Source organism: Nonomuraea sp. NPDC059007 (assembly GCF_042740555.1).
Taxonomy (GTDB): Bacteria; Actinomycetota; Actinomycetes; order Streptosporangiales; family Streptosporangiaceae; genus Nonomuraea.
Genome location: NZ_JBHYJD010000005.1, coordinates 123,371 through 137,950 on the forward strand (window position 1 = coordinate 123,371; position 14,580 = coordinate 137,950).

The 14,580-nt window shown below is 71.3% G+C and carries 15 protein-coding genes; 6 read left to right on the forward strand and 9 right to left on the reverse strand.

Going from position 1 to position 14,580, the window contains the following annotated elements; genetic code table 11:
• Positions 1 to 84: 84 nt before the first annotated feature.
• The gene (locus ACFWY5_RS09870; protein WP_379631127.1) at positions 85 to 552 is read left to right on the forward strand and encodes a Dps family protein; all 468 of its coding nucleotides are present in this window, start codon (positions 85 to 87) and stop codon (positions 550 to 552) included.
• Positions 553 to 585: 33 nt separating this feature from the next.
• Here ACFWY5_RS09870 and ACFWY5_RS09875 read toward each other — a convergent pair whose 3' ends face one another.
• Positions 586 to 2,979, reverse strand: a complete 2,394-nt coding sequence (locus tag ACFWY5_RS09875; RefSeq protein WP_379631129.1) for a P-loop NTPase fold protein — start codon at positions 2,977 to 2,979, stop codon at positions 586 to 588.
• Between the two features lie 101 nt (positions 2,980 to 3,080).
• Between ACFWY5_RS09875 and ACFWY5_RS09880 the strand changes: the two genes are divergently transcribed.
• Together ACFWY5_RS09880 and ACFWY5_RS09885 are read left to right on the forward strand one after the other, a co-directional pair.
• Positions 3,081 to 4,115: an alkaline phosphatase PhoX gene (locus ACFWY5_RS09880; RefSeq protein WP_379611653.1), complete on the forward strand. Its 1,035-nt coding sequence runs from the start codon at positions 3,081 to 3,083 to the stop codon at positions 4,113 to 4,115.
• A gap of 44 nt (positions 4,116 to 4,159) precedes the next feature.
• Positions 4,160 to 4,615, forward strand: coding sequence for a MarR family winged helix-turn-helix transcriptional regulator (locus ACFWY5_RS09885; protein WP_379611652.1), 456 nt, complete (start codon positions 4,160 to 4,162; stop codon positions 4,613 to 4,615).
• Here the strand turns inward: ACFWY5_RS09885 and ACFWY5_RS09890 are convergent.
• The gene (locus tag ACFWY5_RS09890; RefSeq protein ID WP_379611651.1) at positions 4,612 to 5,319 is read right to left on the reverse strand and encodes a lysophospholipid acyltransferase family protein; all 708 of its coding nucleotides are present in this window, start codon (positions 5,317 to 5,319) and stop codon (positions 4,612 to 4,614) included. The two genes, ACFWY5_RS09885 and ACFWY5_RS09890, sit on opposite strands and share 4 nt — an antisense overlap.
• 157 nt (positions 5,320 to 5,476) lie before the next feature.
• On the opposite strand from ACFWY5_RS09890, the gene ACFWY5_RS09895 reads away from it, so the two are divergent.
• Positions 5,477 to 6,235, forward strand: coding sequence for an alpha/beta hydrolase (locus tag ACFWY5_RS09895; protein ID WP_379611650.1), 759 nt, complete (start codon positions 5,477 to 5,479; stop codon positions 6,233 to 6,235).
• A 25-nt stretch (positions 6,236 to 6,260) separates the two neighbouring features.
• Complete coding sequence (locus tag ACFWY5_RS09900; RefSeq protein WP_379631131.1) at positions 6,261 to 6,728, forward strand: hypothetical protein; 468 nt, start codon at positions 6,261 to 6,263, stop codon at positions 6,726 to 6,728.
• A 9-nt stretch (positions 6,729 to 6,737) separates the two neighbouring features.
• Here the strand turns inward: ACFWY5_RS09900 and ACFWY5_RS09905 are convergent, their stop codons facing one another.
• The 7 genes from ACFWY5_RS09905 to ACFWY5_RS09935 all read right to left on the reverse strand — a co-directional run bounded on the left by ACFWY5_RS09905 (position 6,738) and on the right by ACFWY5_RS09935 (position 12,568).
• Positions 6,738 to 7,853: a hypothetical protein gene (locus tag ACFWY5_RS09905; protein ID WP_379611647.1), complete on the reverse strand. Its 1,116-nt coding sequence runs from the start codon at positions 7,851 to 7,853 to the stop codon at positions 6,738 to 6,740.
• A gap of 154 nt (positions 7,854 to 8,007) precedes the next feature.
• Complete coding sequence (locus ACFWY5_RS09910; protein ID WP_379631133.1) at positions 8,008 to 8,712, reverse strand: endonuclease/exonuclease/phosphatase family protein; 705 nt, start codon at positions 8,710 to 8,712, stop codon at positions 8,008 to 8,010.
• 32 nt (positions 8,713 to 8,744) lie between these two features.
• Positions 8,745 to 9,677, reverse strand: a complete 933-nt coding sequence (locus ACFWY5_RS09915; protein WP_379611733.1) for an ROK family glucokinase — start codon at positions 9,675 to 9,677, stop codon at positions 8,745 to 8,747.
• 2 nt (positions 9,678 to 9,679) lie between these two features.
• Positions 9,680 to 10,102: a DUF5304 family protein gene (locus tag ACFWY5_RS09920; protein WP_379611645.1), complete on the reverse strand. Its 423-nt coding sequence runs from the start codon at positions 10,100 to 10,102 to the stop codon at positions 9,680 to 9,682.
• 34 nt (positions 10,103 to 10,136) lie between these two features.
• On the reverse strand, positions 10,137 to 11,342 hold the full coding sequence (locus ACFWY5_RS09925) for an ArsA family ATPase (RefSeq protein WP_379631135.1): 1,206 nt from the start codon (positions 11,340 to 11,342) through the stop codon (positions 10,137 to 10,139).
• On the reverse strand, positions 11,339 to 11,779 hold the full coding sequence (locus tag ACFWY5_RS09930; protein ID WP_379631137.1) for an SRPBCC family protein: 441 nt from the start codon (positions 11,777 to 11,779) through the stop codon (positions 11,339 to 11,341). The genes ACFWY5_RS09925 and ACFWY5_RS09930 overlap by 4 nt, the downstream gene beginning before the upstream one ends.
• A gap of 21 nt (positions 11,780 to 11,800) precedes the next feature.
• Positions 11,801 to 12,568: a metallophosphoesterase gene (locus ACFWY5_RS09935; RefSeq protein WP_379611642.1), complete on the reverse strand. Its 768-nt coding sequence runs from the start codon at positions 12,566 to 12,568 to the stop codon at positions 11,801 to 11,803.
• A 127-nt stretch (positions 12,569 to 12,695) separates the two neighbouring features.
• Here ACFWY5_RS09935 and ACFWY5_RS09940 point away from each other — a divergent pair, with 127 nt between their 5' ends.
• Positions 12,696 to 14,459 carry an AMP-dependent synthetase/ligase gene (locus ACFWY5_RS09940; RefSeq protein ID WP_379631139.1) on the forward strand — a complete coding sequence of 588 codons (1,764 nt, stop codon included), beginning with the start codon at positions 12,696 to 12,698 and terminating at the stop codon, positions 14,457 to 14,459.
• Positions 14,460 to 14,580: the final 121 nt, after the last annotated feature.

The following is a 14,580-nucleotide window of genomic DNA, read 5'->3' on the forward strand; positions in this document are numbered from 1 at the left end:
CATTATTACAGTGTCAACGGCGGAAGAATCGGGCAGCAAGATCTGTTGAAACAGACGAAGCGGATTTAGAAGGAGGATTCAGATATGGCAGCGATCACCGGACCTCTCTCCGGAGACGCCAAGAAGGTCGTGGCCGACGCGCTCCAGAGCGCGCTGGTGGACCTCATCGACCTCTCCCTCGTCGCCAAGCAGGCGCACTGGAACGTCATCGGCGCGCACTTCCGCCCCCTGCACCTGCAGCTCGACGAACTCGTCGCGATCACGCGCGAGCACGCCGACACGCTCGCCGAGCGGGCCGTGGCGCTGGGGCTGAACCCGGACGGCCGGGCCGCCACCGTCGCCGGCACCACGAAGCTGGCCCAGCCCGAGCGGGCGTGGATCGAGGACGGCAAGGTCGTCGCCCTGTTCACCGACATCCTCGAAGGCGTCATCCAGCGTCTGCGCCAGCACATCGCGGCCACCGACGAGCCGGACCCGGTCACCCAGGACCTGCTCATCGCGCTCACGCAGGACATCGAGAAGCAGCACTGGATGTTCCAGGCCCAGCGCTAGCGACAGGCCCAACGCCTGGAGACAGGCCCAGCGCTAAAGCAGCGTGCGAGCCAATGCGGCGATCGGCGGCCGGGTGGCCAGGAGCTGGCGCAACGCCTCCTCCTCAGCCAGCCCGGCCTCCGCCATCGTGCGCGCCCACCCGTCGCCGTCGCACGCCAGCGCCGCCTCCTCCAGCCGTTCGAGCACCGTGGCCCCCGGATGCGCCTCCTGCGCCAGCGCCCACAACAGGTGCGGCCACCTGATCGTCAGCGCCGCCACCTTGGCCACGCACTCGTCACCGTGATGCGGCTGCCCGGCCAGATGGCGGCGGTAGGTGATGAAGGAGTAGAAGCGGAACACGTTCAGGTACCGCTTCACCTCGCGCGGATTGGTCAGGTTGAGCGCGGGCAGCGCCGTCTCCACGGCCCGGCAGGCCCGCTCGTCGCTGTAGAGCTCGTCGAACACCCGGTCGGCGGCCCTGGCCGCGGCGAGGGAGGCCGCCTCGGACGGCCCCGCCGCCGCCCGCGCGCTGCGGGCCGCCTGGTCCAGCGTCTCGATCGTCGGCGACAGGCTGCGGATCGCCGTCTCCAGCCGGTCGACGAGTTCCGCCCTCGGCTCCGGCACGGGCTGGGTGAGGGGCGCGGACGAGCGCAGCCCCAGTACCTCCTTGATGTAGTCGGGCGCGCCCTCGTCCAGTGACGGGACGCTCAACGGCAGCTGCACGATCTTCTCCAGGAAACGCCAGCCGAGCCGGGAGGTGCGCTCGTCGGGCAGCGTCCCCATCAGCTCCCGGTAGGCCAGCCCGACGTGCGCCGCGACCACCTCGGGCTCCATGCCCAGCACGAACACGCAGTTGCCGAAGTCACCGGCCACGAACAGGTTGATCGCCTCGATCACCTGCGACACCGTGCCGGGCGAGCAGCGGTCGAGGTCGTCGACGAAGACCACCAGCGGGCGTTCCTCGGTGGCGACCAGGTCCAGGACCCGCCGCATGTCGCCCTGGACCAGGTGCAGCAGCCCGGCCTGGTTGCGGTAGCCCTGGTCGGCCACGCCGAAGCGGGACAGCGGATCGGGCTGGCGCACCAGCGGGCCGAAGGCGCCGTCGGCCGACTCGGCCAGGAACCTCGCCATCCGCATCACCCCCGCGCCCACCGAGGCCAGGCAGCCGGCCGAGGCGACGGCGGCAGCCGTACCCTGCAAGGAGGGGAACAGGGCGCTGGCGGCCACGCAGGCGGCGGTGACCAGCCCCGTGGCCAGCAGCCCGAGCGCCACGGGCGCGAGGCGGGTCAGCGCCAGCCAGTACATGCGCCGGCGCACCTCCTCGGTGTCGATGCGCGACAGGTTCAGCTCCAGCCAGAAGCGCTCGCGCTCGGCGGCCGGCAGCCGGCCGGTGATCTGGCTGATGATCTCGTGTGCGAGCCCGGCCCAGACCTGCTCGCCGTTCTGGTACATCCAGGGGTTGAACCACACCGTCGGCCGCCATCCCGCGTCCGCGGGCGCCTGCGCGCACGCGTCGGCGGGCCGCCGCACGCGCAGCCGGCCGAGCACGTCGAGGTTGGTCAGCCTCCCCGTACGGCGCCGCAACCGCAGCCCGCCCGACCCGGACGGATCCAGCAGTTCCTGCACCATCCGCATGAGCGAGGTCTTGCCCGCCCCCCACGGCCCCTTGATGCCGATCGTCAGCGGCGGCGAGGTGTCCCGATGTCGCAGGAACGCCGCGATCGCCTCGGCGTAGACGCGGTGGCCCAGCCGGTCGTCGAGCGTCCAGCGGTCGGAGGCCAGCAGCGTGCGCGGCCGTACGGCCCGCCGCTGGGCATCCCTGCGCCGCCTGGCCGGATCGGCCGTGAACCGCTGCCCGGTGCCGACCGGCACGTGCGCGATGTCGCCGTGGCTGAAGAGCATCGCGGTCAGCCCCGAGCCCGCGTACCTGGCGGTGGCCAGTTCGTGCAGGTCGGCGATGGTGACGGGCCCATCGGCGGCCAGCAGCGCGTCGGCCAGCACCCCGGTCAGGCTGGGCGCGCTACCGGGCCGGTCGCTCGTGGAGGCCATGGAGGCGGTCAGGGCGGCGGCGGCGACGGGCGGGTCGCCGGGTACGTTCAGCCGGGCCTCGCCGTCGCCGTTGACGACCCAGCCGAAGTCCACGACCAGCACGAGCGCGGCGGCGGGCGAGTCGCCGAGGCGGCGGCCGAAGTCCACGATGAGCCGCGTGAACGAACTCGGCGCCCATCCGGCGCCCGACGGCCAGCGCACCAGCAGCAGTTCGTCCGGCTGGGCCGAGGTCAGGAACGCCGCCAGCTCCCGCGGGGCCGCGTCGGCGGCCTCCACGGTGCGCACGTCGTATCCGGTCATGCGCAGCGCTCTGGCCAGGCGGGGCGCCGACGGTGTCCCGTCGAGGTAGACCAGGGCCCTGCGTGTCTTGATCGCGGGCGCCAGCCGTAGTGCTGTCATGATCGAAATGTGCCGACTCCGCGGTACCGGTGGCCCCAGGTTTGCGGAGAGTTTGGTCTTGCGAGTACCTCCCATTCACGTCGGTGCGATCGACTGACGGCATGTTGCCCAGCACGCCCCTCCGCGCGAGCGCCGTCGTGGCGGTGGGCACGCTCCGGCAGGGTACGGCCCGCGCCGGCGCCGGCCCGTACGGGCCGCTGCTGCCGCCCAACGGCGACGGGCTCGCGCTCCCCGAGGGGTTCACCAGCCGGATCGTCGCGAGAAGCGGGCGGAAGGTGGCCGGCCTGAAGTGGCACGCGGCGCCCGCCGGCGGCGCCTGCTTCCCCGACGGCGACGGCTGGATCTATGTCTCCAACTCGAAGGTCCCCCTGCTGGGCGGGGCCTCCGCGCTGTGCTTCGGCGCCAACGGCACCGTGATCGAGGCCTACCGCGTCCTGCCGGGCACCACGCTCAACTCCGCCGGCGGCGCGACACCGTGGAACACCTGGCTGTCGTGCGAGGAGACGGAGAACGGCCGCGTGTTCGAGTGCGACCCGTACGGCGAGCGCGCCGCCCGCCCACGCCTGGCGATGGGCAGGTTCCGGCACGGGGCGGTGGCCTGCGACCCGGAGCGCCAGGTGGTGTACCTGACCGAGGCCGAGCCCGACGGCTGCTTCTACCGCTTCCGCCCCCGCGACTGGGCCGACCTCACGGAGGGCACGCTGGAGGTGCTCACCACCAGTGGCGCGTGGCGTCCGGTGCCCCATCCGGCGGCGCCGGTCGAGCCGACCCGCTTCCAGGTGCCCGACGCGCTGCGCTTCGACGGCGCGGGAGGCTGCCGCTACGCGGACGGGATCTGCTCGTTCACCAGCGAGGGCGACGGCCGGGTGTGGAGCTACGCGGCCGGCACCGGCCGGCTGGAGCCGGTCCGCGACGTGAACCAGGACGGCGGCGCCATGGAGATCAGCGTGATCACCCGCGCCGGGGAGGTGGCGCCCTTCGCCCGGCTGGAGGGGCACGGCCACTCCGAGCCGGCCGGTCCCGCCTTCAGCCCGGACGGCACCCGCCTCTACTTCTCCTCCCAGCGCGGCCGCACGGGGGCCAGGGCCGGCACCGACGGGCACACGTTCGAGGTGACCGGCCCGTTCCGCGCGTGAGAGGTGATCGCGCGGGCGCCCGCCCGGGGTGGTGCAATGGTGGGGTGACACAGACACGGTGGCTCGACGCGACGGAGGCGGCCGCCTGGCGGGCCTTCCTGTTCACCGCGCATCTGCTCGAACGGCGCATCGAGGAGCAGCTGAAGACGGAGGCCGGCCTGACGCATCCGCAGTACGAGATCCTCGTGCGGCTGTCCGACGAGCCTGACCGGCGGCTGCGGATGACGCAGCTGGCCAGGGAGGTCGTAGTCACCAAGAGCGCGCTGACCTACCAGATCACCCAGCTGGAGAAGGCGGGGCTGGTGGAGCGCACCACCTGCCCCTCCGACGACCGGGGCGTGCTGGCGGTGCTGACCGACGACGGCCTGCGCTGCCTGGAGCGCACCGCGCCCGGCCACGTGGACGTGGTGCGCGAGTACCTCATCGACCATCTCACGCCCGACGAGCTGCGCACGATGACGCAGGCGCTGCTCAAGGCGCAGGCGGTGCTGCGGGACTAGGACTGCTGGCGCGCCGCGCGGGCGGCGCGCTCGATCTCGACCCTGGCGCTGGCGGCGTACTTGTCGACGTACTCCTGGCCGGACAGCTCCATGAGCGCGTACATGATCTCGTCGGTGACCGCCCGCAGCACGAGCCGGTCCTCCTCCATGCCGTAGTAGCGTGAGAAGTCGAGCGGCTTGCCGAAGCGCACGCCCGGCCGGATGCCGAGCTTGGGCAGGGCGCGGCCGGGCGGCATCATCTCGTAGGTGTTGACCATCGCCCACGGGATGACCGGGACGCGCGACTCCAGGGCCATGCGGGCCACGCCGGTCTTGCCCTTGTAGAGGCGGCCGTCGGGCGAGCGGGTGCCCTCGGGGTAGATGCCGAGGACGTTGCCCTCGCGCAGGATGCGCTTGCCGGTACGCAGGGCGGCTTCGCTGGCCTTGCCGCCGGAGCGGTCGATGGGCACGGTGCCGACCCCGCTGAAGAACATCCGGGTGAAGAAGCCCTTGAGTCCCCGGCCGGTGAAGTAGTCGGACTTGCCGAGCGAGATGACCTTACGGCGGAGCTGGAGCGGACCGAAGAAGTGGTCGGCGAACGACAGGTGGTTGCCGGCGAGGATCGCCGGGCCGTGCTTGGGAACGTTCTCGACGCCCTCTGCCCAGGGGCGGAACACCACGTGGAGGATCGGCGCCAAGATGGCCTTGACCACCCAATAGAACACCCGGCCACCCCTTCGCGAATCTGGTTCTGTGAGCAGAGTCATCTTCGCATCCCAGGGCCGATGCTCCTACACATGCTCTCGCACAACGGCGATAACCGTGCGACGATCGGGCAATTCCGGGATGAATTACAACCACGCCGATGTTGTGGGAGCTGTCATGCCGCTCATGTCTGGCGCTGAGCCATACCACCACGAGGCCGGTCCGGTCGGCGTGTTGTTATGCCACGGATTCACCGGCACGCCGCAGTCGCTGCGGCCGTGGGGTGAGTTCCTCGCCGGGCACGGGCTGAGCGTGTCGCTGCCACGCCAGCCGGGACACGGCACGACGTGGCAGGAGATGAACCGCACCCGCTGGGAGGATTGGTACGCCGAGGTGGAGAAGGCGTTCCAGGATCTTCTCGGACGGTGCTCGGAGGTGTTCGTGGCCGGGTTGTCGCTGGGCGGCTGCCTCGCGCTGCGGCTGGCGGAGGTCCACGGACCGGCGGTGAAGGGGGTGGTGGCGGTCAACCCGTCGATCGCCCTCGACGTGCCGCTGCTCAGGCTGGCGCCGGTGCTCAAGTGGATCCTGCCGTCGGTGCCCGGAGTGGCCAACGACGTCAAGAAGCCCGGGGTGCGGGAGCTGGCGTACACGCGGACCCCGGTGAAGGCGGCGGCGTCGCTGCCGAGGTTGTGGTCCCTGGTCCAGGCGGACCTGACCAAGGTCACGCAGCCGCTGCTGGTGTACCACAGCACCGATGATCATGTAGTCAAGCCGACATCGGTCGGGATACTACGACAAGTCCTCAAACACGCGACGATCGAGGAACTCTCCGATAGCTACCATGTTGCGACGCTGGATAATGATGCCGACAGGATCTTTGCCGGGAGCCTCGACTTCATCCGGACACATGCCTCGGTACCCTTGCAGAGGGACTGAACGCACCCAGGGGGAAGGCGCGTAGGTGACGCCCCAGAGTGACGAGGACGAGGTCTGGCGTCAGATCGTCGCGTCCTTCAACGAGACAGCCGAGCGCGACTCGGCCGACCAACCATGGCCCGACAGCGAGAACGTGCCGGAGGAGCCGACCCGGCGGGTGGTGCGTCCGCCTGAGTTCCGCGAGGTCGACACCGACCTCGCCGAGCCCGAAGGCGAGACCGAGCCTGTGCGCGAGGAGGAGGAAGAGGGGCATTACGTGCCGCCTCCCCCGCCCCCGCTGCCCAAGCTCGACCTGCCCACCAAACTGGCCTGGGTGGCGCTGTTCGGCGGCCCCGCCTATCTGCTGCTGGCCGCGATGGCCGAGTGGGAGATGGAGGGCTGGGCGCTGTTCACCGCCGTGGCCGCCTTCATCGGCGGCTTCGTGGCGCTGGTGGTGCGGATGGGCGACGGCCCGCCCAACGACTCGGGCTGGGACGACGGCGCGGTCCTGTAGCGCCCGCCCTCAGGACTGGGTGGGCGTCTTCAGGCCGAACGTCTCCACGACGTCGGTGTAGCGGTCGGTGGCGTCCACGACGTGCCCGACCGCCCACACCGTGCCCTTGCCCGGCAGATAGGTCACGGCCTGCAGGCGTACGGCGTCGCGGCCCTTGAGCGTGCCGCCGCCCCTGATCACCTGGAAGCCGTCCTTGCCCTGGCGCATGAGGAAGCCCTCGGTCGGGCGCGCGGCGTCGTACCCGGCGATCCAGTAGCGGCCCTTGCCGTCGCCCGTGACGCCGTAGAGGCGGGCCTCGACGGCGGGCAGCTTCTCGCGGGTCCACTTCTTGCCGTTCCACGACAGCACGAGCGGCTCGACGCTGCCGGGCCCGTGGTAGACGCCGCCGACGGCCAGCGCCCGCTTGGCGTTGTCGACCTGGATGTCGCGCAGGTAGCCGCCAGGCACCGACGGGACCGGCATCGCCTTCCACGACCCGCCCGACTGCCGCACGATCAGCGGCTGCTCCCCCGTGTCGCCGACCGCGAACCCCGAGGAGACCGCGTAGAGCGCGCCCTTCTCCTTGGTCTTCTGCACCGTCCAGGAGTTGCCCTGGCCCGTGACGATCAGCCCGGTCTTGTCGCGCCGCCCGACCGCGACGACCTTGCCGCCGCGCGCGTCGAGCCCGCCGAGCCAGTCACCGCTCCAGAGCCCCGGCACCTGCACGCGGTCGAAGCCCGCGAGGTCGCCCTTCGCCAGGTACGGCAGGCCGTCGTGCCCGTCGCCCAGCGCCCAGACCTCACCCGGCGCCGCGGCGGCCACGCTGCGCAGGTTCCCCGCGCCGGTGGAGTCGCGGATGGCGACCTCGCCCCAGGCCTTGCCGTTCCAGTGGCGGATGGTGCCGCGGTTCTTCCAGACGTCCCAGATCGCCTGCTGGCCCACGGCCCAGATGTCGCCCGCGGACAACGCCAGCACGTCGGAGAGCGAGCCGTCGGCGTCCAGCCGCGCGCTCGTCGACTGCTGCCACGCCTCGATCGTGGCAGGGCGAGGGTCAGCATGCGCCACTCCGGCCGGGGCGACCAGCGAGGACGCCAGACACACCGCCGCGGTCAGGGAGAGCGCACGCCGCCGAGAGCGACGGGTCATGAGCAAATGGTACGGGCTGCGCGAGCACGCCCGCCCGGGGACCCCGCCATCCGGCCTCGGGCGGCGCCGGGGCCCTTGCACCGCGGGGTCCCGTATCACCCGGTCTGACCTGGGCAAGATCACCCAGCGTGCGCGGAACGACACGGGAAGATGTTCAGCTGACCGTTGCCTGGGCGTGACCGGCCAGCTCGGCGACGACGGGCAGGTGGTCGGTGGCGGAGACCAGGTCGTCCCGTGCGGCCCCGACACCCCCGCAGCCCACCACCCGCACCCCCGCGCCCGTGAACACCCCGTCGATCCGCTTGCGCGGCTCCCTGGCCGTGAACGTCATCCCGTCCCCCTGCGGCGCCCACGCGTAGGCGTCCGCCAGCCGCCCGGCCAGGTACCGCCAGGTGGGCGCGTCACTCTGCTCGTTGACGTCCCCGCACATCACCGGGACGGCCCCGAACCGCGCCGCGGCCCTCTCCAGCCACCTCAGCGCCTCCACCGCGTGGTGGAAGCGGGCCGCGGCGCTCAGGTCGAGGTGGATGGAGGCGACCGCCAGCCGTACCCCTTCCAGCTCGACCACGGCGATCGCCACGCCCCGGATCTCCAGCCCGAGGAAGATCTTCAGCACGTGGTGCTCGGCATGCAGGACCCGCGCCCGCGGGCCCACGTAGACCGACACTCCGCCGAGCCGGCCGCCGGCCGCCACCCGCATGCCCGCCGCCTCGGCCAGCGCCTGGCGCTGTCCGCGCCAGTAGAGGAAGCGCGGCGCCTCCTGCACGCACAGCACGTCGGCGCGCATCGCCGTGATCACGCGGACCAGCGCGGGCACGCTGTCCTTCAGCCCGCGCACGTTGTACGTGCCGACCCTCACGCTGGGGAATCTAACCCCGTCCGGCGCCGCTGTCAGCGCTGCCGCGCCAGGTCGGCCGCGCCGACGACCCCGGCCGAGGCGCCGAGCTCGGCCAGCCGGATGTCGGCGACGGGACGGTGCCCGCGGCCGGTGAGCTGGCGGGCGAAGGTCTCCTTGGCCCGGTCGAAGAACAGGTCGGCGGCGCGCGAGACGCCGCCGCCGATGATGAAGCAGCCGGGGTCGAGGACGGCGGCCAGATCGGCCATGCCCTGCCCCAGCCAGTCGGCCAGCGAGGCGAAGGCGGCCAGCGAGGCGTCGTCGCCCTTGCGGGCGGCCTCGGTCACCTCCTCGCCCTCGATCTTCTCCCCGGCCAGCTCGAACAGGATCCGCGCCCGCTCGGGCTGCTGCCTGGCGATCTCCCTGGCGTCGGCGACGAGGGCGTTGCCGCTGGCGTACTGCTCCCAGCAGCCGAGGTTGCCGCACCCGCACAGCCGTCCCTCGGGAACGACCTGCATGTGCCCGAGCTCGGCGCCCATCCCCCACCGGCCGCGAAACAGTTTGCCGTCGAAGACGAGCCCGCCGCCGATGCCGGTGCCGACGGTGATGCAGACGACGTGGGTCTGCCCGCGTCCGGCGCCGAAGTTGGTCTCGCCCCACGCCATCGCGTTGGCGTCGTTCTCGACGACGACCGGCAGGCCCACCAGGCCGGTGATCTTCTTCTGCAGGGGCTCCTCGCGCCAGGCGAGGTTCGGGGCGAAGCGCACGATCGAGCGGGTCTCGTCGACGAACCCGGCCGCGCCGACGCCGATCGCCTCGATCTCGCGGCCCTCGGCGAGTTCCTTGACCACGTCGGCCACGGTCTCGGCGACGAGGTCCGGCTGGTCGGCCGGCGTCGGGCGCAGCGCGTGCGCGACGACCTCGCCGTCCTCGTCGACCACGCCGGCGGCGACCTTCGTGCCGCCGATGTCCACCCCGATAGTCAGCATGCTCACCCCAGGTCGATGTGTTCCACGTCGTCGCCGCCGCGCTCGTCGCGCGTGCGGTCGCGAGTCCTCTCGGCTGCCCCGGGGGTGGGCCTGTTCAGCGCGTCGAACGCGCCACGGACCGCGGCGAACAGCTCGCCGCCCGCGGCCACCAGGTGCCCGGCCACGTCGGAGCCGGATTCCCGCCGCGCCGCGATTGCCCGGCAGACCGGGCAGGCGCGGCAGATGTACTCGTCATGAGGCTCGGACACTGCCTCGCCCCACACGTCCTTCTCCTTGCGCCCGCCACCGGTGACGGTGCTGGCGACGGAGTTGAAGACGGTCTTGCCGACCTGCCTGGTCGCGCGGTCCTGGATCACGCCGAACAGCTTGCGCGCCTCGTCCGCCACGGATCCGATCGGGTCCCTGTCGTTGCTCGTCTCAGTCATCTGGCCCTCCCTGCCGAAGAGTCGCTCATCCTCCTCACTCACTACGCGGCCGACCTCCTCCGTCGGTCGTCCACTCCGTTCGCTGCGTCGGATTCGCTTCTGAGACGAACCGTACCTTCAGGAACCCGTCCTGGAGCGCCGCGGCACCGATCTTCCTGCGGGCGAGCGCCGCGGGCAGCGCGATGATCCGGCGGTACGGCCCCGCCGTCACGATCAGCTCGTCCCGCTTGCGGGCCAGGTCGACCTCGCCCTTGGTGGCCCCGGGCAGCGCCAGGCTGAGCTCGTCGGCGGTCAGGACCAGCGGCGCTTCGACGGCCGGCGGGGCGAACGGGTCGCTCTCGCCGTAGAGGCTCTCGCCGAGGGCGGTGAGGGCGTCGGCGCCGACGGGTTCCGAAGGCAGGTAGGGCACCACGTGGATGGGCAGGGGCGCGAACGACTCCTCGGCCTCGGCCAGCAGCCGTGCCTGGGCGCGTACCCACTGGGCGCGCCACTCGTCGGCGTCGCCGGCGGGGAAGACCCGGTTGGCGATGACGGCGTCGACGCGGTAGCCGTACAGGTTGAGCGAGGTGAGGGTGCGGCGCGCTTCGGCGAGCACCACCGACTCGGGCGTGAGGACGAGGCGCACGGACGCGCCGGGGCCGGTGAGCAGCTCGCGGATCTCCATGAGCCCGCGGTGCAGGCGCTCGCCGGCGCTGACCACGTCGTCGCCGGGCGCGCTGACGTGGGCGACGCTGCGCATGAACGGCGAGATGACCTTCATGATCCGGCGGCCGACCGGCAGCAGGCGGCTGACGTGCCAGTCGAGGGCCTCCGGCAGGGCGAGCAGGCGCAGCGTCTCGGCGGTGGGCGCGCAGTCGACCACGATGACGTCCCAGCCGCCGGAGCGGGCGTGCTCGCGCAGCTCCAGCAGCGCGATGACCTCTTCGGCGCCGGGCAGGACGGTGATCTCCTCGGCGGTGATCTGGTCGAGGCCGAGTTCGCCGAGCACGCCGCGGGCGTAGTCCTGCAGCTCGCCCCAGTGCTCCTCCAGGGACTTCTGGGTGTCGACCTGGTGCAGGCGCAGGCCGGGGGCGATCTCGCCGGGCTGGACGGCCAGGGCGTCGGCCAGCGAGTGGGCGGTGTCGGTGGAGATCACCAGCGTCTTGAGCCCGCGGCTGGCGGCGAGCGTGGCGGTGGCCGCGGCGACGGTGGTCTTGCCGACGCCGCCCTTGCCGGTGAACAGCAGGACGCGAGGACTCACGGGCGTGCCTCGACCCGCTTCTTCAGGCCTTTGAGCGCGGTGTCGACGATCACCTTCTCGGCCTTGCGCTTGATCATGCCGATCATCGGGACCTTGAGGTCGACGGCGAGTTCGTAGGTCACCTCGGTGCCGCCGCCCGTCTCGGCGAGCCGGTAGCTCCCGCTGAGCTCGGAGATCATCTTGCCCTGCTCGACGACCCGCCAGCTGACACCGGTGTCGTCGTCCCAGGTGTAGCCGAGGGTGTAGGAGTCGCTGATCACGCCGGCGTCGAGCACGAAGCGCACGTCGGCCGGCCGCCCGTCGGCGCCGGTGGTGCGGACCTCGGCGCTCTTGACCGCACCGGCCCATTCCGGGTACGCGGGCAGGTCCGCGATGACCGCCATGACCGCGGCCCTGTCGGCGGAGATGGTGATGCTCGAAGTGGTGCGATCAGCCATGCGACCACAGTATCGGTCCGCTCACCACTCCAGCACGAACGGCTGTCCCTTTCCCCGGAAATGGCCGACGTTCACACATTCGGTGCGGCCGATCCTGGTGCGCTGGTAGAGCGGCTGGTGGACGTGCCCGAACAGGGCGTAGCGCGGCTGGACGCGCCGGATGTAGTCGAGCGTCGCCTCGCTGCCGCGCTCGAAGCGCCTGGCGACCGTGTCGTACAGCAACTGCGGCACCGCGGGCGGGATGTGCGCGCACAGCACGTCCACCTCGCCGAGCGCGGCGACCTTTGCCGCGTACTCCTCGTCCTCGATCTCGTACGGCGTGCGGTACGCCGTCTTCAGCCCGCCCCCGACGAACCCGAAGCGCCATCCCCCGATCTCCGCCTCCTGCCCGTCGAGCACCCGGTGCCCCGGCTTGAGGTAGTCGGCCCACAGGCGCGGCACGTCCACGTTGCCGTAGGTGAGGTAGGCGGGCTCGGGCATGGCGGCGAACAGCGCGGCGTACTGCCTGCGCACGTTGGACTCGATGTGCTCGCGCGGGTCGCCGCCGAGGCCCTTCCACAGCTCCGCCGACATGGCCCTGGCCTCGTCGAAGCGCTTGGCGGTGCGCAGCGCGATGAACGCGGCCGCGTTCTCGGCGCCGAACAGGTCGGCGAAGATCCCCTGCGCGTGGTCGTCGTAGTCGATGTAGAGGATGAGGTCGCCGAGACAGATCAGGGCGTCGGCCCCATCGCCCGATCGGGCCAGCGCCTCGGCGCTTCCGTGGACATCGCTCACGACATGGACCCGCATGCGGGAAATCCTATGAGCGGCGGCGGCTAGCATGAGGTTTGCCCTTCATAACGCCTGTATGACGAAGCTACCGGTGCGTAACTTAACGCGGTAACGTCTCGCCGGTCCCCGAAGAGGAGTTTGATCCGTGCGCGAGTACAGCGTCCCCGTCCTGGTGGATGTGCCGGCTTCGGCCAGCCTGACCGACACCGTGTTCAGGCGAGGCGAACAGGAGCCGGGCGCGGTGGTGCTACGGCGCAAATCGGGTGACGACTGGCCGGCCGTGACCGCGGCCGAGTTCAGGGACCAGGTCGTGGCGCTGGCCAAGGGCCTGGCCGCGGCGGGCATCGAGCCGGGCGACCGGGTCGCGATCATCTCCCGCACCCGCTACGAGTGGACGCTCGCCGACTACGCGATCTGGGCCGCGGGCGCGGTCTCGGTCCCGATCTACGAGACCTCGTCGGTCGAGCAGGTGCGCTGGATCCTGTCCGACAGCGGCGCCAAGGCGGTCTTCGCCGAGCTGGACAACCACGTGGAGACCGTACGCGAGGCCGCACCGGAGCTGAAGCCGATCTGGCGGATGGACGAGGAGCTCGACGGCTCCGGGGTGACCGGTGAGGAGATCGAGCGCCGCCGTACCGCTCTGACCGGCGCGGACCTGGCCACGATCATCTACACCTCGGGCACCACCGGGCGGCCCAAGGGCTGCCGCCTGACCCACGACAACATGCTGTTCACCGCGCGCAACGTGGCCGGCGGGCCGCTGGAGACGGTGTTCATGACCGAGGAGCCGGGGGTGCTGCTGTTCCTGCCGCTGGCCCACGTCTTCGCCCGGCTGATCCAGGTGGTCGCGATCGAGACCGGAACGGTCCTCTCGCACACGCCGAACATGAAGAACGTGGCCCCGGACCTGGTCTCGGCCAAGCCGACGCTGCTGCTGGGCGTGCCGCGGGTCTTCGAGAAGGTCTACAACGGCGCCGAGCAGAAGGCGATCCAGGGCGGCAAGGGCAAGATCTTCGCCCGCGCGGTGGACGTGGCGGTCGCCTACAGCAAGGCGTCCGGCAAGGCCGGGTTCGGGCTGCGGCTCAGGCACGCGGTGTTCGACAAGCTTGTCTACTCCAAGCTGCGCGCGGCCACCGGCGGCAGGCTGTCCACTGCGATCTGCGGCGGCTCGGCCCTGGGCGAGCGCCTGGGCCACTTCTTCCGCGGCGTGGGCATCGAGGTGCTCGAGGGCTACGGCCTGACCGAGACCTCGGCCCCCTCGACGGTCAACCTGCCCGGCGGCAACAAGATCGGCACGGTCGGCAAGCCGCTGCCCGGCGTCACGGTGCGCATCGGCGAGGACGGCGAGATCCTGGTCAGGGGCCGCCACGTCTTCGCGGGCTACTGGAACAACGACCAGGCCACGGCCGAGGCCATCGACGCCGAGGGCTGGTACCACACGGGCGACGTGGGCGAACTGGACGACGACGGCTACCTGCGCATCACCGGCCGCAAGAAGGAGATCCTGGTGACCGCGGCGGGCAAGAACGTCGCCCCCGGTCCGCTGGAGGACGCGCTGCGCGCGTACCCGCTCGTCTCCCAGGCCATGATCGTGGGCGACGACCGGCCGTTCGTCGGCGCGCTGATCACGCTCGACCCCGAGGCGCTGGAGCACTGGAAGAAGGAGAACGGCGCGGAAAGCGCGACGGGGGCCGAGCTGAGCCGCGACCCGCGGATCCTGGCCGAGGTGCAGAAGGCGGTCGACACCGCCAACCTGATGGTCTCGCGGGCCGAGCAGATCAAGAAGTTCGTGGTGCTCGACATCGACATCACCGAGGAGAGCGGCCACCTGACGCCGACGCTGAAGATCAAGCGCAACATCGTCATGCGCGACTTCGCGGACACGGTCGAGGACCTCTACACCGCGTAACCCCTCCGATCACTTTTCTGTTTGAGAACGGTTGCAGGGCCGATATTGACAACTTGAGACGGATCACAGCTACTAGAGGTCGTATCATTCAGCGGCCCTGACTAGCAGTGCTCCGATGAAT

What these genes read in the sequence shown, in the direction of transcription:
- ACFWY5_RS09870 (WP_379631127.1), top strand. Translation starts at nt 85, where the DNA reads ATGGCAGCGATCACCGGACCTCTCTCCGGAGACGCCAAGAAGGTCGTG.
- ACFWY5_RS09875 (WP_379631129.1), bottom strand. Translation starts at nt 2,979, where the DNA reads ATGACAGCACTACGGCTGGCGCCCGCGATCAAGACACGCAGGGCCCTG.
- ACFWY5_RS09880 (WP_379611653.1), top strand. Translation starts at nt 3,081, where the DNA reads ATGTTGCCCAGCACGCCCCTCCGCGCGAGCGCCGTCGTGGCGGTGGGC.
- ACFWY5_RS09895 (WP_379611650.1), top strand. Translation starts at nt 5,477, where the DNA reads ATGCCGCTCATGTCTGGCGCTGAGCCATACCACCACGAGGCCGGTCCG.
- ACFWY5_RS09905 (WP_379611647.1), bottom strand. Translation starts at nt 7,853, where the DNA reads ATGACCCGTCGCTCTCGGCGGCGTGCGCTCTCCCTGACCGCGGCGGTG.
- ACFWY5_RS09915 (WP_379611733.1), bottom strand. Translation starts at nt 9,677, where the DNA reads ATGCTGACTATCGGGGTGGACATCGGCGGCACGAAGGTCGCCGCCGGC.
- ACFWY5_RS09920 (WP_379611645.1), bottom strand. Translation starts at nt 10,102, where the DNA reads ATGACTGAGACGAGCAACGACAGGGACCCGATCGGATCCGTGGCGGAC.
- ACFWY5_RS09930 (WP_379631137.1), bottom strand. Translation starts at nt 11,779, where the DNA reads ATGGCTGATCGCACCACTTCGAGCATCACCATCTCCGCCGACAGGGCC.
- ACFWY5_RS09935 (WP_379611642.1), bottom strand. Translation starts at nt 12,568, where the DNA reads ATGCGGGTCCATGTCGTGAGCGATGTCCACGGAAGCGCCGAGGCGCTG.